22 protein-coding genes are annotated in these 19,875 nt (G+C 72.7%); 8 read left to right on the forward strand and 14 right to left on the reverse strand.

Features of this window, described 5'->3' with window-relative positions:
* Positions 1–42: 42 nt before the first annotated feature.
* Both M2266_RS09185 and hisI read right to left on the reverse strand, forming a co-directional pair.
* Positions 43–1,560, reverse strand: coding sequence for an anthranilate synthase component I (locus tag M2266_RS09185; protein ID WP_277437724.1), 1,518 nt, complete (start codon positions 1,558–1,560; stop codon positions 43–45).
* A 72-nt stretch (positions 1,561–1,632) separates the two neighbouring features.
* Positions 1,633–2,007, reverse strand: coding sequence for a phosphoribosyl-AMP cyclohydrolase (gene hisI, locus M2266_RS09190; RefSeq protein WP_277437725.1), 375 nt, complete (start codon positions 2,005–2,007; stop codon positions 1,633–1,635).
* 135 nt (positions 2,008–2,142) lie between these two features.
* On the opposite strand from hisI, the gene M2266_RS09195 reads away from it, so the two are divergent.
* Together M2266_RS09195 and M2266_RS09200 are read left to right on the forward strand one after the other, a co-directional pair.
* Positions 2,143–3,033: a hypothetical protein gene (locus M2266_RS09195; RefSeq protein WP_277437726.1), complete on the forward strand. Its 891-nt coding sequence runs from the start codon at positions 2,143–2,145 to the stop codon at positions 3,031–3,033.
* Positions 3,034–3,066: 33 nt separating this feature from the next.
* Positions 3,067–3,699, forward strand: coding sequence for a TIGR03085 family metal-binding protein (locus M2266_RS09200; RefSeq protein WP_277437727.1), 633 nt, complete (start codon positions 3,067–3,069; stop codon positions 3,697–3,699).
* Between the two features lie 49 nt (positions 3,700–3,748).
* On the opposite strand, the gene M2266_RS09205 is transcribed toward M2266_RS09200, so the two are convergent.
* The gene (locus M2266_RS09205) at positions 3,749–4,636 is read right to left on the reverse strand and encodes a LysR substrate-binding domain-containing protein (protein WP_277437728.1); all 888 of its coding nucleotides are present in this window, start codon (positions 4,634–4,636) and stop codon (positions 3,749–3,751) included.
* A 95-nt stretch (positions 4,637–4,731) separates the two neighbouring features.
* On the opposite strand from M2266_RS09205, the gene M2266_RS09210 reads away from it, so the two are divergent.
* From M2266_RS09210 to M2266_RS09220, 3 genes are read left to right on the forward strand one after another with little or no spacing between them, the layout of a single operon-like run.
* Positions 4,732–5,436, forward strand: a complete 705-nt coding sequence (locus tag M2266_RS09210; protein WP_277437729.1) for a succinate dehydrogenase cytochrome b subunit — start codon at positions 4,732–4,734, stop codon at positions 5,434–5,436.
* 1 nt (position 5,437) lies between these two features.
* Positions 5,438–7,384, forward strand: a complete 1,947-nt coding sequence (locus tag M2266_RS09215) for a fumarate reductase/succinate dehydrogenase flavoprotein subunit (RefSeq protein WP_277437730.1) — start codon at positions 5,438–5,440, stop codon at positions 7,382–7,384.
* Complete coding sequence (locus M2266_RS09220; protein WP_277437731.1) at positions 7,381–8,124, forward strand: succinate dehydrogenase/fumarate reductase iron-sulfur subunit; 744 nt, start codon at positions 7,381–7,383, stop codon at positions 8,122–8,124. Before M2266_RS09215 ends, M2266_RS09220 begins: the two co-directional genes overlap by 4 nt.
* A 46-nt stretch (positions 8,125–8,170) precedes the next feature.
* On the opposite strand, the gene hisF is transcribed toward M2266_RS09220, so the two are convergent.
* Genes hisF through hisD form a run of 8 tightly spaced genes read right to left on the reverse strand, consistent with a single transcriptional unit; the run spans position 8,171 to position 13,908 of the window.
* Positions 8,171–8,926 carry an imidazole glycerol phosphate synthase subunit HisF gene (hisF, locus tag M2266_RS09225; protein ID WP_277437732.1) on the reverse strand — a complete coding sequence of 252 codons (756 nt, stop codon included), beginning with the start codon at positions 8,924–8,926 and terminating at the stop codon, positions 8,171–8,173.
* Positions 8,923–9,330 (reverse strand): Rid family hydrolase, encoded by a 408-nt coding sequence (locus tag M2266_RS09230; protein WP_277437733.1) that lies wholly within the window; start codon positions 9,328–9,330, stop codon positions 8,923–8,925. Before M2266_RS09230 ends, hisF begins: the two co-directional genes overlap by 4 nt.
* Positions 9,327–10,052 carry a bifunctional 1-(5-phosphoribosyl)-5-((5-phosphoribosylamino)methylideneamino)imidazole-4-carboxamide isomerase/phosphoribosylanthranilate isomerase PriA gene (priA, locus tag M2266_RS09235; RefSeq protein WP_277441122.1) on the reverse strand — a complete coding sequence of 242 codons (726 nt, stop codon included), beginning with the start codon at positions 10,050–10,052 and terminating at the stop codon, positions 9,327–9,329. The genes M2266_RS09230 and priA overlap by 4 nt, the downstream gene beginning before the upstream one ends.
* 37 nt (positions 10,053–10,089) lie before the next feature.
* Complete coding sequence (gene hisH, locus M2266_RS09240) at positions 10,090–10,725, reverse strand: imidazole glycerol phosphate synthase subunit HisH (RefSeq protein WP_269279261.1); 636 nt, start codon at positions 10,723–10,725, stop codon at positions 10,090–10,092.
* Positions 10,726–10,734: 9 nt separating this feature from the next.
* A complete protein-coding gene (locus M2266_RS09245; RefSeq protein WP_277437734.1) occupies positions 10,735–10,887 on the reverse strand; it encodes a hypothetical protein in 153 nt (50 codons plus the stop codon).
* Positions 10,884–11,477 (reverse strand): imidazoleglycerol-phosphate dehydratase HisB, encoded by a 594-nt coding sequence (gene hisB / locus M2266_RS09250; protein ID WP_277437735.1) that lies wholly within the window; start codon positions 11,475–11,477, stop codon positions 10,884–10,886. The genes M2266_RS09245 and hisB overlap by 4 nt, the downstream gene beginning before the upstream one ends.
* A complete protein-coding gene (locus M2266_RS09255; RefSeq protein ID WP_277437736.1) occupies positions 11,474–12,577 on the reverse strand; it encodes a histidinol-phosphate transaminase in 1,104 nt (367 codons plus the stop codon). Before M2266_RS09255 ends, hisB begins: the two co-directional genes overlap by 4 nt.
* Positions 12,574–13,908, reverse strand: a complete 1,335-nt coding sequence (gene hisD, locus M2266_RS09260; protein WP_277437737.1) for a histidinol dehydrogenase — start codon at positions 13,906–13,908, stop codon at positions 12,574–12,576. Before hisD ends, M2266_RS09255 begins: the two co-directional genes overlap by 4 nt.
* Before the next feature lie 132 nt (positions 13,909–14,040).
* On the opposite strand from hisD, the gene M2266_RS09265 reads away from it, so the two are divergent.
* From M2266_RS09265 to ybaK, 3 genes are all read left to right on the forward strand, one after another.
* Positions 14,041–15,609 (forward strand): oxidoreductase, encoded by a 1,569-nt coding sequence (locus tag M2266_RS09265; RefSeq protein ID WP_277437738.1) that lies wholly within the window; start codon positions 14,041–14,043, stop codon positions 15,607–15,609.
* Positions 15,610–15,703: 94 nt separating this feature from the next.
* Positions 15,704–16,426, forward strand: a complete 723-nt coding sequence (locus M2266_RS09270; RefSeq protein ID WP_277441123.1) for an LON peptidase substrate-binding domain-containing protein — start codon at positions 15,704–15,706, stop codon at positions 16,424–16,426.
* Positions 16,427–16,442: 16 nt separating this feature from the next.
* Positions 16,443–16,949: a Cys-tRNA(Pro) deacylase gene (gene ybaK / locus M2266_RS09275; RefSeq protein ID WP_277437739.1), complete on the forward strand. Its 507-nt coding sequence runs from the start codon at positions 16,443–16,445 to the stop codon at positions 16,947–16,949.
* Between the two features lie 277 nt (positions 16,950–17,226).
* Here the strand turns inward: ybaK and M2266_RS09280 are convergent, their stop codons facing one another.
* Genes M2266_RS09280 through M2266_RS09290 form a run of 3 tightly spaced genes read right to left on the reverse strand, consistent with a single transcriptional unit; the run spans position 17,227 to position 19,847 of the window.
* The gene (locus tag M2266_RS09280; RefSeq protein WP_277437740.1) at positions 17,227–17,961 is read right to left on the reverse strand and encodes a hypothetical protein; all 735 of its coding nucleotides are present in this window, start codon (positions 17,959–17,961) and stop codon (positions 17,227–17,229) included.
* A 34-nt stretch (positions 17,962–17,995) separates the two neighbouring features.
* Complete coding sequence (locus M2266_RS09285) at positions 17,996–18,838, reverse strand: ABC transporter permease (RefSeq protein ID WP_277437741.1); 843 nt, start codon at positions 18,836–18,838, stop codon at positions 17,996–17,998.
* A gap of 40 nt (positions 18,839–18,878) precedes the next feature.
* Positions 18,879–19,847, reverse strand: coding sequence for an ABC transporter ATP-binding protein (locus M2266_RS09290; RefSeq protein ID WP_277441124.1), 969 nt, complete (start codon positions 19,845–19,847; stop codon positions 18,879–18,881).
* Positions 19,848–19,875: the final 28 nt, after the last annotated feature.

Raw genomic sequence — 19,875 nt, forward strand, 5'->3', positions numbered from 1 at the left:
CGTGCGGAACGGCGGGGCGGCCCGGTGCGGGCCGCCCCGCCTTCACGCGTCCGTGTGCAGCCGGTTCGCGGTCGCCACCGCGCGCAGCACCGCCGCCGCCTTGTTGCGGCACTCGGTGTCCTCGGCGACGGGGTCCGAGTCGGCGACGACGCCGGCGCCCGCCTGGACGTACGCCGTGCCGTCGCGCAGCAGCGCGGTGCGGATGGCGATCGCGGTGTCGGAGTCGCCGGCGAAGTCCAGATAGCCGACGCAACCGCCGTACAGGCCGCGGCGGACCGGCTCCAGCTCGTCGATGATCTGCATCGCGCGCGGCTTGGGGGCGCCCGAGAGCGTGCCGGCCGGGAAGCAGGCGGTCAGCACGTCGAAGGCGGTACGGCCCTCGGCGACCCGTCCGGTGACGGTCGAGACGATGTGCATGACGTGGCTGTAGCGCTCGACGGACATGAAGTCCACGACCTCGACGCTGCCCGGTTCGCACACCCGCCCCAGGTCGTTGCGGCCCAGGTCCACCAGCATCAAGTGCTCGGCGCGCTCCTTGGGGTCGGCCATCAGCTCCTCGCCGAGCGCCGCGTCCTCCTGCGGGGTGGCGCCGCGCGGCCGGGTGCCGGCGATCGGGTGCACCAGCGCCCGGCCGTCCTCGACCTTGACCAGCGCCTCGGGGCTGGAGCCCACGACGTCGAAGCCGTCGAAGCGGAACAGGTACATGTACGGGCTCGGGTTGGTGGCCCGCAGCACCCGGTACACGTCCAGCGCGCTCGCCGGGCAGGGGGTCTCGAACCGCTGCGAGGGCACCACCTGGAACGCCTCGCCCGCCCGGATCCGCTCCTTGATGTCCTCGACGGCCGCCTGGTAGGCCGCAGAACCCCAGCGCCCGGTGAACTCCGGCAGTTGTGACGCGGGCAGCTCGACGGCCGCCGACGCGGCGGGCCTGGCCAAGTCGGCCGCCATCGCGTCCAGCCGGGCGACGGCGTCGGCGTAGGCCTCGTCGATGCCGGTGTCCAGGTCGTTGTGGTTGATCGCGTTCGCGATCAGCAGCACGCTGCCGTCCCAGTGGTCGAGCACCGCCAGGTCCGAGGTGAGCAGCATCGTCAGCTCGGGCAGCCGCAGTTCGTCCTCGCCGTGGTCGCCGATCTTCTCCAGGCGGCGCACGACGTCGTAGCCGAGGTAGCCGACCATCCCGCCGGTGAACGGCGGCAGCGCGCCGCCCGCGTGCAGGTCGCGCGGGGTGTGCAGCGTCTCGACCGTGGCCCGCAGCGCCTCCAGCGGGTCGCCGCCGGTCGGCACGCCCACCGGCGGGGTCCCCTGCCAGTGCGCCCGGCCGTCACGCTCGGTCAGCGTCGCGGCGCTGCGCACCCCGACGAAGGAGTACCGGGACCAGGAGCGGCCGTTCTCCGCCGACTCCAGCAGGAACGTCCCCGGCCGCTCGCCCGCGAGTTTGCGGTACAGCCCCACGGGGGTGTCGCCGTCCGCCAGCAGCCTGCGGCTGACGGGGATCACCCGGCGGTCCTGCGCCAGCTTGCGGAACGTCTCGAGGTCGGGCGCGACAGTAGCGGTGGTCATAGCGGCAGCGTAGTGGCCCCTCGACCGGGCTCCGTGTCCTGTCGGCCGCCGGCTCGATCCCGCTCGTCCGCTTCAGCGGCCCAGCGGCAGCTGGTCGGCGTCGAAGCAGGTGCGGTCGCCGGTGTGGCAGGCGGCGCCGGTCTGGTCGACCTTGACGAGCAGGGTGTCGCCGTCGCAGTCGAGGGCGACGGACTTGACGTGCTGAACGTGCCCCGAGGTGTCGCCCTTGACCCAGTACTCGCCGCGGCTGCGGCTCCAGTACGTGCAGCGGCCGGTGGTGAGGGTGCGGTGCAGCGCCTCGTCGTCCATCCAGCCGAGCATCAGCACCTCGCCGGTGTCGTACTGCTGCGCGATGGCGGGCACGAGCCCGTCGGCGGTGCGCTTGAGCCGGGCGGCCACGGCCGGGTCGAGCGGTGAGGCAGGCGGTGTAGCGGGGGTGTCGGGCATGCCTCTATTGTGCAGCCGCCACTTATCACGTTTCGCGCATTCCAAAAGGGGTGTTCGGTGAGGAACACCGCACTTCGGCCGGGCTTGATTCCCTAGTCGCTCGCCGTTGTCACCCGTATGGGGCATCCTTCGTGCATGGGTTTTCCTCCGCCTCCGCCGAACGGTCAGCCGCCACCAGGGCAAGGTGGCGGCTTCGGTCCGCCGCAGAACTTTGGTCCGCCGACACCACCTCCTCCGCCGGGTGACGGCGGCTACGGCTATCCGCAAGGCGGCCAGGGCGGTTACGGGTATCCGCAGGGCGGCCAGGGTGGCCAGGGCGGCTACGGCCCGCCCGGACCTCCCGGACCGCCGGCGCCTCCCGGTGGCGGCTACGGCTACCCGCAGGGTGGCGGTTATCCGCCGCCGCCCGGCAACAACAACGGGCGCAACGCGGCGATAGCGATCGGCGCCGTGGTCGTCGTCGGGGCGATCATCGGCGGCATCGTGCTGGCCTCCGGCGGGGACGGCGACAAGAAGCCGGACGCGCTGACGAGCTCCAGCTCGCCCCCGTCCACCTCCGCGTTCCCGACGCCCACGGTGACGCTGCCGACCGACCTGCCGACGTTGACCATCCCCACCGACCTGCCGACCACCGGCTCCTCCAGCAGCTCCCCGACGTCGGACCTGGTGCCGTACGTCGTGCTGAATCCCGGCAAGTGCTTCGACCACCCGGGCCTGGACAGCAGCGTGTCCGTCGTCACGACCCGCTCGTGCAGTTCCCCGCACGACGGCGAGGTCGTCGCGAACGAGACCCTGACCGGCACCTTCACCACCGAGTCCGAGCTCCAGACCAAGGTGCTGAAGCTGTGCGAGCCGGACGCCAAGAAGCGTCTCGCCCGTATCCCGGCCGACGGGAAGACCTATTACTACTACGCGCTCTACCCGTCGCTGATGACGTACCAGATCCAGAAGAAGGACACGATCTCCTGCTCGCTGACCCTCAGCAACAAGGTCGACGGGAAGAAGCTCAGCAAGGCCCTGCCGTAGCCGCGCGGCGAGGGGTGGACCTAACCTGACGTCATGTCGACTCATGCGCAGCGTGAACGTCTGCTCCTCGCCGATCTGCTGGAGAACGCCGGGGCGGGTGCCCCGACGCTCTGCGACGGCTGGACCGCCCGCGATCTGGCCGCTCACGTCGTCGTCCGTGAGCGCCGCAGCGACGCCGCCGCCGGGATCGTGATCCCGCAGCTCGCGGCCCGGATGGAGCGCGTGCGGCGGGAGTTCGCGCGCAAGCCGTTCGAGGAGCTGGTGCAGCTCATCAGGACCGGGCCGCCGCGGATGTCGCCGTTCGCCCTGAAGCAGATCGACGAGGCGGCCAACACCGTCGAGTTCTTCGTCCACGCCGAGGACGTCCGCCGTGCCCAGCCGGACTGGACGCCCCGCGAGCTGGACGGCGTCTTCTCCGACACCCTGTGGAAGCGCCTGGAGCGCATGGCCAGGGTCGCCGGCCGCCGATCCCCTGTCGGGCTGGTGCTGCGCCGCCCCGACGGCCAGACCGCCGTCGCCCACCGGGGCACCCCGGTCGTGACGGTCACCGGCGAACCCGCCGAGCTGACGATCTTCGCCTTCGGCCGCCAGGACGCGGCACGGGTCGAGACCGAGGGCGACAAGGCCGCGGTGGCGAAGGTGTACGAGGCCAAGCTCGGCCTGTGAGCCGGGCCGTTCGCCCGCTCCACCCGCACGCCCCGCCCTCGCGCGCCCGTCAGCGGCCTCGCGTGGCCTCCAGCAGGATGCGGCGCAGTTCGCGGGCCGCGCGGGGTGGGGAGACGTCGCCGCGGTGGGCGATGGAGATGGTGCGGTGCAGGCCGGGCGGTGCGAACGGGGTGACGCGCAGGCCCGAGCGCTCCGCGACCATGCTCGGGACCACGGCCGGGCCGAGCCCGGCGCGGACGAAGCCGAGGACCGCGTCCATCTCGCCGCCCTCCACCGAGAAGGACGGTTCGAAACCGGCCGCGCGGCAGGCCGCGAGGGTGTGCTCCCGCAGGTCGTAGCCGCGCCGGAACATCACCAGCGGACGACCGCGCAGCTCCTCGATCCGCAGGCCCTCGCGGCGCACCGGAGCGGGCTCGGACGGCGCCGAGACCACCACCAGTTCCTCGCGCAGCAGCTCCTCGGTGGCCAGGGCGGGGGCCTGGACGGGCAGCGGGGTGATGATCAGGGCGAGGTCGAGCTCCCCGGCGGCCAGCACCCGCACGAGGTCCTGCGAGCCGTCCTCGTGGACCATCAGCTCGACTCCGGGGTACCGCCGGTGGAAGTCCTTCAGGACGTCGGGCACCAGGCTGGCGCACAGGCTCGGCGGCGCCCCGAGCCGCACCCGGCCGCGCCGCAGCTGCGCCACCTCCTGGACCTCGCGGCGCGCGGTCTCGGTGTCGGCCAGGATGCGGCGGGCCAGCGGCAGCAGGGCCTCCCCCGCGTCGGTGAGGGTGATGTGGCCGCGGGCGCGGTGGAACAGCTCGGCACCCAGCTCCCGCTCCAGCGCCCGGATCTGCTGCGACAGCGACGGCTGGGCCACGTGGACGCTCTCGGCGGCGCGGGTGAAGTGCCGCAGGTCCGCGACGGCGGCGAAGTACTGGAGCTGGTTCAGCTGCATACGTCCAGCCTAGGCCCCGTCATAGACATCGGCTATGGAAAGCAGCTGGATCATGTCTTGGACGAATGCCGCGGCCCGGGCCTAGCGTCCCTCCCATGGCTCTGGCGACACGTACCGAACGGCGACCCTCCCCCGCGGCGGCGCTCTGGCGCTCCACCGTCGGGAAGAAGGCCGTCATGGCCGTCACCGGGGTGGCGATGCTGCTGTACCTCGTCGCGCACATGCTCGGCAATCTGAAGATCTTCTTCGGCGCCACGGACTTCAACGGCTACGCGGGCTGGCTGCGCACCATCGGCGAGCCGGTGCTGCACCACGGCTGGTTCCTGTGGCTGGTCCGGGCAGGCCTGCTGGCGGCCGTCGTGCTGCACGGCGTCGCCGCGTACCAGCTCAGCCGGCGCGACCGGGCGGCCAGGCCCGCGAAATACGCCCACCGGCGGCAGCGCGCGAGCTACGCCACGCGCACCATGCGCTGGGGCGGGGTGATCCTCGCGCTCTTCCTCGTCTGGCACATCCTGGACCTGACGACGCTGACGGTGAATCCGCGCGGCCAGGCGCACCACCCCTACGAGAACATCGTCGCGGACTTCCGGAACTGGTACGCCGACGTCTTCTACATCGTGGCGATGCTCGCCCTCGGCCTGCACATCCGGCACGGGTTCTGGAGCGCGGCGCAGACCCTCGGCGCCAACAACGCCCGGCGGGACCGCGCGCTGAAAGCCGTGGCCAACGTTCTGGCACTCCTCCTGACCTGCGGATTCATCGCCGTGCCCGTTGCCGTCATGACTGGAGTCGTGAGCTGACATGACCGATTACCCGCACTGGACCACCGGCGAACCCGTCGTCGACACGAAGGCCCCCGAGGGTCCGATCGAGGAGCGCTGGGACCGCCGCCGCTTCGAGGCGAAGCTGGTGAACCCGGCCAACCGCCGCCGGCACACCGTCATCGTGGTCGGCACCGGCCTGGCCGGCGGCGCGGCCGGCGCCACGCTGGCCGAACAGGGCTACCACGTCGTGCAGTTCTGCTACCAGGATTCGCCGCGCCGGGCGCACTCCATCGCCGCGCAGGGCGGCATCAACGCGGCGAAGAACTACCGCAACGACGGCGACTCGGTGCGGCGGCTGTTCTACGACACCGTCAAGGGCGGTGACTTCCGCGCTCGCGAGTCCAACGTGCACCGTCTGGCGCAGGTGTCGGTGGAGATCATCGACCAGTGCGTCGCGCAGGGCGTCCCGTTCGCCCGGGAGTACGGCGGCCTGCTCGACACCCGCTCGTTCGGCGGCGTCCAGGTCTCGCGCACCTTCTACGCCCGCGGGCAGACCGGCCAGCAGCTGCTGCTCGGCGCGTACCAGGCGCTCAGCCGGCAGATCGCGGCCGGCACGGTCGAGATGCACGCGCGGACCGAGATGCTGGACCTGATCGTGGTCGACGGCCGGGCGCGCGGCATCGTCGCCCGCGACCTGGTCACCGGCCGTATCGACACCTGGTTCGCGGACGCGGTCGTGCTCGCCTCCGGCGGCTACGGCAACGTCTTCCACCTGTCGACCAACGCCAAGAACTCCAACGCCACGGCGATCTGGCGGGCCCACCGGCGCGGCGCGTACTTCGCCAACCCGTGCTTCACCCAGATCCACCCCACCTGCATCCCGCGCTCCGGGGACCACCAGTCGAAGCTGACGCTGATGAGCGAGTCGCTGCGCAACGACGGCCGGATCTGGGTCCCGAAGCAGCCCGGCGACGAACGCCCGCCGAACACGATCCCCGAGGACGAGCGGGACTACTACCTGGAGCGGATCTACCCGGCGTTCGGCAACCTGGTGCCCCGCGACATCGCCTCGCGCGCCGCCAAGAACGTCTGCGACGAGGGGCGCGGTGTCGGACCCGGCGGCCAGGGCGTCTACCTCGACTTCGCCAACGCCATCGCCCGGCTGGGCCGCAAGGCCGTCGAGGAGAGGTACGGCAACCTCTTCGAGATGTACGAGCGGATCACCGCCGAGGACCCCTACACCGTCCCGATGCGGATCTATCCCGCGATCCACTACACGATGGGCGGCCTGTGGGTCGACTACGACCTGCAGACCACGGTGCCCGGTCTGTTCGCCATCGGTGAGGCCAACTTCTCCGACCACGGCGCCAACCGGCTCGGCGCCAGCGCCCTCATGCAGGGCCTGGCCGACGGCTACTTCGTGCTGCCGGCCACCCTCAACGACTACCTGGCCCGGCACCCGCAGGACACCGTGGACCCCGCGCACCCGGCGGTCGCCGAGGCCGTCGCCGACACCGAGGACCGGCTCAACCTGCTGCTCGCCGTCAACGGCGACCGCACCCCCGAGTCGTTCCACCGCGAGCTGGGCGAGCTGCTCTGGGACGAGTGCGGCATGGCGCGCACCGAGGCCGGGCTGCGCAAGGCGCTGGACCGCATCCCGCAGCTGCGTGACGAGTTCTGGCGCCGGGTGAAGGTCCCCGGCTCCGGCGCCGACCTCAACCAGGCGCTGGAGCAGGCCAACCGCATCGCCGACCACCTGGAACTCGCCGAGCTGATGTGCCTGGACGCCCTGCACCGCGCCGAGTCGTGCGGCGGGCACTTCCGCGAGGAGAGCCAGACCGCGGACGGCGAGGCCGCCCGGGACGACGAGAGGTTCGCGTACGCCGCCGCCTGGGAGTTCACCGGCATCGGCCGCGCCCCCGTGCTGCACCGCGAGGAACTCGTCTTCGACCACGTCCACCCCACCCAGCGGAGCTACTCGTGAACCTGACCCTGCGCATCTGGCGGCAGGCCGGCCCCGCCGAGCCGGGCCGGATGACCACCTACGACGTCACCGGCATCTCCGCCGACATGTCGTTCCTGGAGATGCTGGACCACCTGAACGAGGAGCTGATCCTCGCCGGCGACGAGCCCGTCGCGTTCGACCACGACTGCCGCGAGGGCATCTGCGGCGCCTGCGGCATGGTCATCAACGGCCGGGCGCACGGGCCCGAGCGGACCACCACCTGCCAGCTGCACATGCGGCACTTCGCCGACGGCGACACCGTCGACGTCGAGCCGTGGCGCGCCGCCGCCTTCCCGGTGGTCAAGGACCTCGTCGTGGACCGGTCCGCCTTCGACCGCATCATCGGCTCCGGCGGCTACATCACCGCGCCCACCGGCGCCGCGCCGGAGGCGCACGCCACCGCGGTGCCCAAGCCGGTCGCCGACACCGCGTTCGAGCACGCCGAGTGCATCGGCTGTGGCGCGTGTGTGGCGGCCTGCCCCAACGGCTCGGCGATGCTCTTCACGTCGGCCAAGGTCGTCCACCTCAACGTGCTGCCACAAGGGGCTCCCGAACGCGAGTCCCGAGTCCTGGACATGGTCGGGACCATGGACGCCGAGGGCTTCGGCGGCTGCACCAACACCGGGGAATGCGCCACCGCGTGCCCGAAGGGCATCCCGCTGCCGTCCATCGCGGCGATGAACCGCGAGTACCTGCGGGCGCTGGCCAAGGGCCGGTGAACCGGCGGGCCCGGTCCCGGCGGACCGGGCCTCCGCCGGCCCGGCCTCAGCGGACCGGGTGCCCGGCCTCGCGCAGCGCGTTCTTGACGTCGCCGATGCGCAGGTCCCCGAAGTGGAAGACCGACGCCGCCAGCACCGCGTCGGCGCCGGCCGCCACCGCGGGGGCGAAGTCGGCGAGCCGGCCGGCGCCGCCGGAGGCGATGACGGGGACGCTGACGTGCTTGCGGACGGCCTCGATCATGTCGAGGTCGTAGCCGTCCTTGGTGCCGTCGGCGTCCATCGAGTTCAGCAGGATCTCCCCCGCGCCCAGCTCCGCGGCGCGGTGCGCCCACTCGACGGCGTCGATGCCGGTGCCCTGCCTGCCGCCGTGCGTGGTGACCTCGAAACCGCCGGTCGCGTTCCGCCGGGCGTCCACGGACAACACGAGCACCTGCCGCCCGAACCGCTCGGCGATCTCCCGGATGAGGTCCGGGCGGGCGATGGCGGCGGTGTTGACGCCCACCTTGTCCGCGCCGGCCCGCAGCAGTTTGTCGACGTCGTCCGCGGCCCGCACGCCGCCGCCGACGGTGAGCGGGATGAAGACCTGCTCGGCGGTGCGGCGCACCACGTCGTAGGTGGTCTCGCGGTCGCCCGAGGAGGCGGTGATGTCCAGGAACGTCAGCTCGTCCGCGCCCTCGGCGTCATAGAGCTTGGCCATCTCGACGGGGTCGCCCGCGTCGCGCAGGTTCTGGAAGTTGACACCCTTGACGACCCGGCCGTTGTCCACGTCCAGGCAGGGGATGACTCGGACCGCGAGGGTCATTCAGGGGCTCCTCGATACGCCTCGACCTCGACCTCGACCAGCACGCGGGAGTCGACGAAGCCGTTGACGACGACCATCGTCGCGGCCGGCCGCACCGCGCCGAACAGCTCCTTGTGGGCGCGGCCGACGTCCTCCGCGTCCCGGGCGTGGCTGAGGTACATCCGGGTGCGGATGACGCTGTCGGCGCCGAGGCCGAACGGTTCCAGCGCGGCGACCGCGTTGTTGAAGGCGAGCAGCGCCTGCTCGTACGGGCTGCCCTCGCCCCGCACCACGCCACCGACCAGCGGCATGGTGCCGGCGACGATGACCCGGTCCCCGGCCGCGACGGCACGGGCGAAGCCCATCGCCTCCTCCCAGGGGCTGTGGTCGGACTGCACGCGGCGTACTACGGGGGAATCGGTCATCGGGAAACTGCCTCCAGCGCCTCTTCCAAGGTGAATGCCTTGGCGTAAAGGGCCTTGCCCACGATGGCGCCTTCGACACCTTCGGGTACCAACGTGGCGATGGCGCGCAGGTCGTCGAGGGACGAGACGCCGCCGGACGCGACGACCGGCTTGTCGGTGGCCGCGCACACGTTCTTCAGCAGTTCCAGGTTGGGCCCCTGGAGGGTGCCGTCCTTGGCGATGTCGGTGACGACGTACCGGGCGCACCCCTCGGAGTCCAGCCGGGCGAGCGTCTCGAACAGGTCGCCGCCGTCGCGGGTCCAGCCGCGGCCGCGCAGGGTGGTGCCGCGGACGTCCAGGCCGACCGCGATGCGGTCGCCGAACTCGGCGATGACCTTCGCGACCCACTCGGGCGTCTCCAGGGCGGCGGTGCCGAGGTTGACGCGGGTGCAGCCGGTGGCGAGCGCCGCGGCGAGCGACGCGTCGTCGCGGATGCCGCCGGACAGCTCGACCTTGATGTCCATGGATTTCGCGACCTCGGCGATCCGCGCCCGGTTGTCACCGGTGCCGAAGGCCGCGTCCAGGTCCACCAGGTGCAGCCACTCGGCGCCCGCCTGCTGCCAGGCGAGGGCGGCGGCCAGCGGGTCGCCGTAGGACGTCTCGGAGCCGGACTCGCCATGGACGAGGCGGACGGCCTGGCCGTCGCGGACGTCGACGGCGGGAAGGAGTTCGAGGCGGTTCATAGCCAGGGGAGCCATAGGAAGTGACGTCCTAGAGGTTCTAGAGGTGGTCGAGCCAGTTGGTCAGCAGCTGGGCACCGGCGTCGCCGGACTTCTCGGGGTGGAACTGGGTCGCCCACAGCGGGCCGTTCTCCACGGCGGCGACGAACGGTTCGCCGTGGGTGGCCCAGGTGACCTTAGGGGAGCGGATGTGGGGGTTGGTGACCTCCAGCTCCCACTCCCGCACCGCGTACGAGTGCACGAAGTAGAAGCGGGCGTCGGCGTCGAGGCCCGCGAACTGCCGGCTGTCCTCGGGCGCCTTCACCGTGTTCCAGCCCATGTGCGGGACGATCGGCGCCCGCAGCGGCTCGACCGTACCGGGCCACTCGTCGCAGCCCTCGGTCTCGGTGCCGTGCTCCACGCCGCGTGCGAAGAGGATCTGCATGCCGACGCAGATCCCCATCACGGGCCGGCCGCCGGACAGCCGCCGGCCGATGATCCACTCACCGCGTACCGACTTCAGCCCGGTCATGCAGGCCTCGAACGCTCCGACGCCGGGGACCAGCAGCCCGTCGGCGTTCATGGCCCGGTCGAAGTCGCTGGTGATCTCGACGTCGGCGCCGACGTGCGCCAGCGCCCGCTCGGCCGAGCGGACGTTGCCGAATCCGTAGTCGAGGACGACCACACTCTTGCTCATGGCGGCCCCCTACAGCGACATCACGCCGGCACCGAACGCCATGAGCGCACCGATGCCGAGCAGGACGATGACGCCCGTCGGGAGCTTCTGCTTCCAGAAGGAGTAGACGCCGCCGGCGAGGAAGAGCCCGAGGACGATGTAGACGGTCGATGCGGTGTTCACAGTGCGCCCTTGGTCGAGGGGAGGATGCCGGCCGCGCGCGGGTCACGCTCGGAGGCGTACCGCAGGGCGCGGGCCAGCGCCTTGAACTGGCACTCCACGATGTGGTGCGCGTTGCGGCCGTACGGGACGTGGACGTGCAGGGCGATCTGCGCCTGCGCGACGAAGGACTCCAGGATGTGCCGGGTCATCGTCGTGTCGTACGAGCCGATCATGGGAGCCATGTTCTCGGGCTCGGAGTGCACCAGGTACGGACGGCCCGACAGGTCGACGGTGACCTGGGCGAGGGACTCGTCCAGCGGCACCGTGCAGTTGCCGAAGCGGTAGATGCCGACCTTGTCGCCGAGCGCCTGCCGAAAGGCGGCGCCGAGCGCGAGGGCGGTGTCCTCGATGGTGTGGTGGGTGTCGATGTGCAGGTCGCCCTCGGTCTTGACCGACAGGTCGAAGAGTCCGTGGCGGCCGAGCTGGTCGAGCATGTGGTCGTAGAAGCCGACACCGGTGGAGACGGAGACGTCGCCCCTGCCGTCCAGGTCGATCTCGACGACGACGGATGTCTCCTTGGTGGTGCGTTCCACACGGCCCACGCGGGTCATACGGTCTCCTTCAGCATTGCGCGAACCGCGTCCAGGAACGCGTCGTTCTCCTCCGGGGTGCCCGCGGTGACCCGCAGCCATCCCGGTACACCGTTGTCGCGGACGAGGACCCCGCGGTCGAGGATCGCCTGCCAGGCGGCGTGGCTGTCCGCGAACCGGCCGAACTGCACGAAGTTCGCGTCGGAGTCCGTGACCTCACAGCCCAGGGCGCGCAACTCGGTAACCAGGCGGTCCCGCTCGGCCTTGAGCTGCGCGACGTACCCCAGCAGCGTATCGGTGTGCTCCAGCGCGGCGAGCGCGGTGGCCTGGGTGACGGCCGACAGGTGGTACGGCAGGCGCACCAGCTGGACGGCGTCCACGACGGCCGGATCCGCGGCGAGGTAGCCCAGCCGCAGCCCGGCCGCGCCGAACGCCTTCGACATGGTGCGGCTGACCACCAGGTTCGGCCGGCCCTCGATGAGCGGCAGCAGCGACGGGCGGTGCGAGAACTCGACGTACGCCTCGTCCACGACGACCAGCGACGGCTTCGCGGCCTGCGCGGCGTCGTGGAGCGCCAGCACGGTCTCGGCGGCGACCGCCGTGCCGGTGGGGTTGTTCGGCGAGCAGATGAAGACGACGTCGGGACGGCGGGCGGCGATCTCCACCGCGGCGGCGTCGACGTCGATGGTGAAGTCCGCACGGCGCGGCCCGGAGATCCACTCGGTTCCGGTGCCGCGCGAGATCAGCGCGTGCATCGAGTACGAGGGCTCGAAGCCGATCGCGCTGCGCCCGGGGCCACCGAAGGTCTGCAGCAACTGCTGGATGACCTCGTTCGAGCCGTTGGCCGCCCACACCTGCTCGCGGGAGACCTGGTGCCCGGCGGTGCGGCCGAGGTACGCGGCCAGCTCGGTGCGCAGCTCCACCGCGTCCCGGTCCGGGTAGCGGTTCAGCTCCCGGGCGGCGGCGGTGACCCGCTCGCCGATCCGCCGGACGAGAGCCTCGGGCAGCGGATACGGGTTCTCGTTGGTGTTGAGCCGCACGGGGACGTCGAGCTGCGGTGCGCCGTAGGGGGTCTGGCCGCGCAGCTCGTCCCGGATGGGGAGGTCGTCGATGCCGGTCACTGCGGCACCTGCCAGTCGAACCGCGCCCGCAGGGCGGCACCGTGCGCCGGCAGGTCCTCCGCGTCCGCGAGCGTCACCACGTGGTGGGTGACCTCGGCCAGGGCGTCGCGGCTGTAGTCCACGACGTGGATGCCGCGCAGGAAGGACTGCACGGACAGGCCCGAGGAGTGGCAGGCGCAGCCGCCGGTGGGCAGGACGTGGTTGGAGCCGGCGCAGTAGTCGCCGAGCGAGACGGGGGCGTAGGCGCCGACGAAGATCGCGCCGGCATTGCGGACCCGGGCGGCGACGGCCGCGGCGTCCGCGGTCTGGATCTCCAGGTGCTCCGCGCCGTAGGCGTCGACGACGGCGAGGCCCTGGTCGATCGTGTCGACCAGCACCACGGCCGACTGCCGCCCGGCCAGCGCGGTCAGGATGCGCTCGCTGTGCTTGGTGGCGGCGACCTGCGCGGCCAGCTCCTTCTCGACCCGCTCGGCCAGCTCCACCGAGGTGGTGACCAGCACGGCCGCCGCCAGGGTGTCGTGCTCGGCCTGGCTGATCAGGTCCGCGGCGACGTGCACCGGGTCGGCGGTGGCGTCGGCGAGGACGGCGATCTCGGTCGGACCGGCCTCGGCGTCGATGCCGATCCGGCCCTTGAGCAGCCGCTTCGCCGAGGCGACGTAGATGTTGCCCGGGCCGGTGACCAGGTTGACCGGGCGGCACTCCTCGGTGCCGTACGCGAACATCGCGATGGCCTGGGCGCCGCCGGCCGCGTACACCTCGTCCACACCGAGCAGGGCGCACGCGGCGAGGATCGTCGGGTTGGGCAGGCCGCCGCCGAACTCTTCGGAGAAATTGGCCTTCTGCGGGGGCGACGAGACGGCGATGCCCTCGACGCCGGCCTCCTGCGCCGGGACCACGTTCATGACCACGGACGACGCGTAGGCGGCCAGGCCGCCCGGCACGTAGAGCCCGACGCGCTCGACGGGCACCCAGCGCTCGGTGACCGTGCCACCGGGCACGACCTGCACCGTCGTGTCGGTGCGGCGCTGCTCGCGGTGGACGATCCTGGCCCGGCGGATGGACTCCTCCAGGGCGGCGCGGATCTTCGGGTCCAGCTCCGCCAGGGCGGTCGACAGCGCCTCGGCGGGCACCCGGACGCGGTCCAGGGTGACGCCGTCGAACTTCTGCGCGTAGTCGATCAGCGCCGCGGTCCCCCGATGGCGTACGTCCTCGCAGATGGGCCGCACCCGGTCGAGGGCGGCTTCCACGTCGAACTCGGCACGGGGCAGCAGGTCGCGGTCGATACCGCCCTCGGGGAAGGCGGCACCACGCAGATCGATTCGGGAGATCACCCTGTCAAGTGTAGGGAACGCTGTTCTCGGCCGTTCTCCGGTTCCACTCCCTGATACGTCCCGCCGATGATCTCCGGTCCGGCTACCGTTCCGTCTGTCGCGGCGCGTGACGCGGGATCGGGAGGGGACGCGGTGGTCGAGGGGTCGGGGATCAGGGCGCCGGAGGACTGGACCCGGACCGAACAGGATCTGTGGACCGCCTACCGCCGCGGGGTGGTGCAGGACCTGCGCACCGGCATCCCCGAGCGGGACGACCCGGCCACCGACCGGCCCTGGGGCCCGGAGCGGACGGTGCGCGCCGAGGTGATCGCCACGCTCCTGCTGGACGGCCCGCCCGCCGAGCCCGGGCGCGTCGCGTGCGTCAAGCTCTCCGGTGCCCGGATCAGCGGCCAGCTGAACCTGTCGGGCGGCCAGGTCACCCCGTACGTCGAGCTGCACGACTGCCACTTCGACCAGCAGATCCTGCTGCCCGAGTGCCAGTTCACGACGTTGCGCATGGTGCACTGCTCGATCCCGCGACTGGAGGCGGCCCGCCTCACCACCACCGGTGACCTGCACCTGCCGCAGTGCTCCGTCGAGGGCGGGATCCGGCTCACCGACGCGCACATCGGCACCGACCTGCTGCTCAACCAGCTCACGGTGGGGCGCGACCGGCACGGGCGGGCGATCGCCGCCGACGGGCTCAGCGTCGCCCAGGACGTCGAGGCCGAGCTGATGCACGCCACCGGCGAGATCAGCCTGCGCAGCGCGCGCATCGGCGGCCGGCTGAGCCTGCGCGGCAGCCTGCTGCACAACCCCTACGGCCGCTACGCGCTGAACGCGGCGCGGGTCACCGTCGAGCACACGCTGTACCTGAGCGCGGGCTGGATCGCGACCGGCAGCGACATCGGCGGGACCCCGCCCGCCGGGGTGCGAACCCGCAACTTCAGCTGCACCGGCGCCGTCCGGCTGGACGACGGCAGGTTCGGCAACGCGGTGATCATCACCCGGGCGCGGTTCCGGCTCACCGGCAACCAGCAGCTGTCGCTGCGCCGGATCCAGACCCCGGAACTGCGCTTCACGCTCGGCCAGCCGCCGACCGGCACCGTCTCGCTGGCCGGCGCCCGGGTGGGCAATCTCACCGACACCCGGCAGAGCTGGCCGGAGTCCGGCGGGCTGGACCTGGCGGGCTTCAGCTACACCACGCTCAGCCCGGCGGGGGCGTTCCCGATGCGGGACCGCATCGCCTGGCTGGCCGCCGCCACGCCCGAGTACAGCCCGGAACCGTACGAGCATCTCGCCTCGGCGCTGCGGGCCGGCGGTGAGGACTCCGAGGCCCGCGAGGTGCTGCTCGCCAAGCAGCGCCGCCGCCGCGAGGTGCTGCCGCCGGCGGGCCGGGTCTGGGGGTACCTCCAGGACATCACCGTCGGGTACGGCTACCGGCCCGGCCGGGCCGCGCTGTGGATGGCGGTGCTGTGGGCGGTCGGCACGGCCTTCTTCACCCTGCACGCGCCACCCGCGCTCAATCCCGGCGAGGCCCCGCACTGGAGCGCGCCGCTGTACGCCCTCGACCTGCTGCTGCCCGTGATCGACCTGGGCCAGGACAGCGCCTGGAACCCGTCCGGCGGAGCGCAGTGGGCGGCCACCGCCCTCGTGCTGCTGGGCTGGATCCTGGCCACCACCGTCGCGGCGGGCGCCTCCCGGCTGCTGCGCAGGGGGTAGCGCCGGGTCGGAAGGGACGGTACGGGGCGACCCGGTGAAGCTTGCGCGGCGAAAGCACCCCGTCCGGCGACCGGAGCAGGACGTACGCTGTCCGATTGTGACCGCTCGCCTTCCGCTCTTCCCGCTGAGCTCGGCCCTTTTCCCGGGTCTCGTGCTGCCCCTGCACATCTTCGAGGAGCGGTACCGCGCGCTCGTGGGCGATCTGCTCGCGATGCCCGAGGACGCTCCGCGCCGCTTCGCCGTGGTCGCCATCAAGGACGGGACCGAGGTGGCTCCGACCGGCCCCGACGGGGTGGACACCACAGCCGGGGCGGGGCTCGGCCCCGACCCGTTCACGTCGCTGTTCCAGGTCGGGTGCATCGCGGAGGCCGCCACCATCGGCGAACGGGAGGACGGCGGTTTCGAGCTGGTCGCCACCGGCACCACCCGCTTCCGGCTGCTGTCGGTCGACGCGTCGGGGCCGTATCTGACGGCCGAGGTGGAGGAGCTGCCGGAGGAGCAGGGCGAGGGGGCGGGCACACTGGCCGCGGGTGTCGCCAGGGCCTTCCGCACGTATCAGAAGCGCCTCGCCGGAGCGCAGGACCGCACGCTCGTCACGGTGCAGGAACTGCCCGACGACCCGTCCGTGCTGTCGTATCTGGTGGCCGCCGCGACGATCTTCGAGACGCCGGCGAAGCAGCTGCTGCTGGAGGCGCCGGACACCGCGGCCCGGCTCGCGGCCGAACTGCCGCTGCTGCGCCGCGAGGCCGCCCTGATCGGCAAGCTGCCCTCGCTGCCCGCCGTCGACCTGACCCGTCAGCCGGCCAGCCTCAACTGACGGAAGGTGGTCCCCGATGGCCAAAAAGTCCCCGGCGAAGGGGGGCGGGACGCCCGCCACCGTCGCGCTGGAGCGGGACGGCGCGGCCTTCACCGTCCACGCCTACGCGCACGACCCGGCGGCCGCCTCGTACGGCGGCGAGGCCGCCGAGGCGCTGGGCACGGCTCCCGGGCGGGTGTTCAAGACGCTGGTCGCCGACGTCGACGGGACGCTGACCGTCGCCGTGGTCCCGGTGGCCGGGTCGCTCGACCTCAAGGCGCTCGCGTCCGCGGCCGGCGGCAAGCGCGCCGCGATGGCCGACCCCGCGGCGGCCGAACGCACCACGGGTTATGTGCTCGGCGGCATCTCCCCGCTGGGCCAGCGCAAACGGCTGCCCACGGTCGTGGACGTCTCGGCGCTGACCCACGCCACGGTGTTCGTCTCGGCGGGCAAGCGCGGCCTCGAGGTCGAACTCGCCCCACAGGACCTGGTCCGGCTCACGTCCGCGAAGACCGCGCCGATCGCGCGGATCGCGGCGGTCTGATCCAATCGTCTGACCCGAACGTCTGATTTGAACGTCGGATCGGACCGGTCCGATCCGACCGGTCCGATCCGGCCGAATTGACGGAACCCCGCGGTCCCTCTGGACGATCGCGCCCCGGGCGCGCACGGTGTCCCCGACGCAGCACCCGCGACCGAGGGGAGCCGACACCATGTCCCGACGCACCCGCATGCGCAAGTGGCGGATCAAGAAGCGCCGCGCCAATCACGGCCGACGGCCGGCGTAGATCCCGAAACCCCCGCGCTCAGGGCCCCTCGGGTCAGGAGCCCCGTTGCCAAGGGCCCTGCTCGCCGGGTCCCTGGGCGGGCGGGTGGTCCTCGGCCGGCGGGGCCGGGAACGCCTCCGGGCCTTGAGCCGGACCGGGCGCCGGGTGCGGGGCCGGATACGAGGTGTCCCAGGACTGCGGCTGCTGCGGTTCCCGCGGCCCGAGGGCCGAGGTCAGACAGAGGTGAACGAGCATGGCCGCGGCCGGCCAGGCGACGAGGGCGCCCTTGGCGCGCAGCCGCAGCGGGCCGTCGAAGACGACCTTCGGGCCGACCTCCTTGGCATGGGCGATCAGGTCGCTCGTCGGGCCGAGCCAGACGCCGAGGCGCCAGGCGATGACCGAGCCGAGCACGCCGCCGGCCGCCAGGCCGAGGACAACGCCGATGCCGCCGCGCCGCCGGCGCCAGAAGACCAGGGCGGCCGTCACGGCGCCCATCGCGAGGCCCAGCAGCACGAAGGTGCCGTCGGCGCCGACCGCCTCCTCGCCCTCGCTGTCCTTGAGGTAGATGGCCTTGCCGTCGGAGACCATCGGGATGAGGGGCGCGAGCCACAGCCACAGCAGCCCGAGCACGACCCCGGTCACCGCCACCGCCAGGGCGACCAGCGCGCCTTCCCGCAGTTCCGCGGTGAAGGCCGCACGTCCGCCCTTCGATGCGTCGCCGGAGAACTCCGCGCCCGGGTACTGCGGCAGGGACGGGGGCTGGTCGTGCGGCGTCAGGGGTGCGGTCACCCGACCATCGTGCCAGGTCCGGCAGTGGCCCGCTTCACCGGCAGGCGGCTCGGCGGTACGCCCAGGTGGCAGCGGCCAGGGACACCACGCCGACGGCCGCGCACACCGACAGGTCCACGCCCACCATGACCCAGTCCGGATGCGGGTCGAAGGTGCGGGCGAAGGCCTCCACCCCGTACGTCGAGGGGAGCAGATCGCGGACGAGAGCGATCGGCGCGGGCATGTTCGCGGCCGGCAGCACCCCCAGCAGCAACGCGGCCGACATGCCCAACTGGCCGAACAAGGTGGCCAGTTCCTGCTTCGGGGCGAGCAGCCCCAGCGCGGCGCCGAGGCCGGCCAGCGCGGCTCCGGCGAGCGGGACCACCGCCGCCAGCACCCACAGGTTCACCAGCGGCAGGTCGAACAGGACGCATCCGGTGACCGCAGTGGCGATCGTGCCGGGCACCGTGAACGAGGCGTACGCGCCCGCCGCGCCCAGCACCACCGCCGCCGGCGGCACCGGCAGCGTCGCGTAGTGGTCGAGTCCGCCGGAGGCGCGCAGCCGGCCGAAGTACTGGGCGAGCAGGTTGAGCGCGACGAAGGCCACGACCAGCACGCTGGACCCGGCGACCACCGAGCGCGCCGCGTCGGCGTCGCCGCCGTCGACGACCCCGCGCAGCATCACCATGATGCCGACCGATTGGAACGTCGCCACGAACAGCAGCGGGATCCGCGCCACCCGGGCGCGGGACAGCTGCGCCCGGTACACGGCGCCCAGCGCGGGCAGCAGCCGGGCGCGGGGCGCGAGCGGGGCGGCGGAGGTGTCCGCGCGGACGGCCGGGGCGCTGCCGGGGGTCGCGGCGGTCGCGCCCGGCACCACGGGTGCGGCGGCGCTCATCGGACGGCTTCCGGCGGCAGCCCGTCACAGGCGGCGGAGGTCATGCCTTGACCAGTCCCTTCTGACGGCCGCCGAGGGCCAGGTACACGTCTTCGAGGCTCGGGGTGGCGAGCGTGAAGTCGTCGAGTGCGGCGAAGGCCTGCCCGCCGGTGATCTCGGCGATCACGGCACGGGCCCGCGTCTGGGGGAGCCGGAGCGTCCAGCGGCGGCCGGAGATCTGGGCGGCGGAGCGCAGCGCCGCCACCTCGGGCAGCAGCAGCGGCGGCTCGTCGCGCCAGACCAGGTCGAGCCTGACCTCGTCGGCGACGAGCACCTTGAGGCCGGCCGGGGTGTCACAGGCGATGACCCGCCCGTTGTCGATCACGGCGACGCGGTCGAGTACGGTCTCGGCCTCCAGGACGTTGTGCGTGACCAGCACGACCGTGGCCCCGTGCTCGGCGCGGCGGCGGTCGACCGCGGCCCACACCGCCCGCCGGGCGACCGGGTCCATGCCGGCGGTCGGCTCGTCCAGGACCAGCACCGGCCGCTCCCCCACCAGCGTCGCGGCGAAGCACGCCAGCCGCCGCTGCCCGCCGGAGAGCCGGCCGATGGCCCGTCCCGCCAGCTCGGTGAGGCCCAGTTCCGCCAGCACGGCGTCGCGCTCGGCCCGCGCGGCCCGCGCGTCCAGCCCGCGCAGCCGGCCGGTGGTCTCGGCGGCCAGCGACACGGTCAGTTCGTCCAGGGCGGTGGACTCCTGCCCGAGGTAGCCGACGAGCCGGGAGGCGCGTTCGGGGTGGCGTACGAGGTCGTGCCCGAGCATGTCGATGGCGCCGGAGTCCGGTCGCAGCAGTCCGGTGAGCTGGCGCACGAGGGTGGACTTGCCGGCACCGTTGGGCCCGAGCAGGCCGAAGATCTCGCCGCGCCGGATGTCGAGGTCGATGCCGTCGCTCGCGCGGACGGCAGGGGTCGCGGCGCCTCGCCGGCCGCGCCCGGCCGGGTAGGTCTTGACCAGCCCGCGTACGGCGATCACCGCGTCGCGGGTGGTGGCGGCTGTGCTG

It is taken from the genome of Streptomyces sp. SPB162, assembly GCF_029504575.1.
In the GTDB taxonomy this organism is placed as follows: Bacteria; Actinomycetota; Actinomycetes; order Streptomycetales; family Streptomycetaceae; genus Actinacidiphila.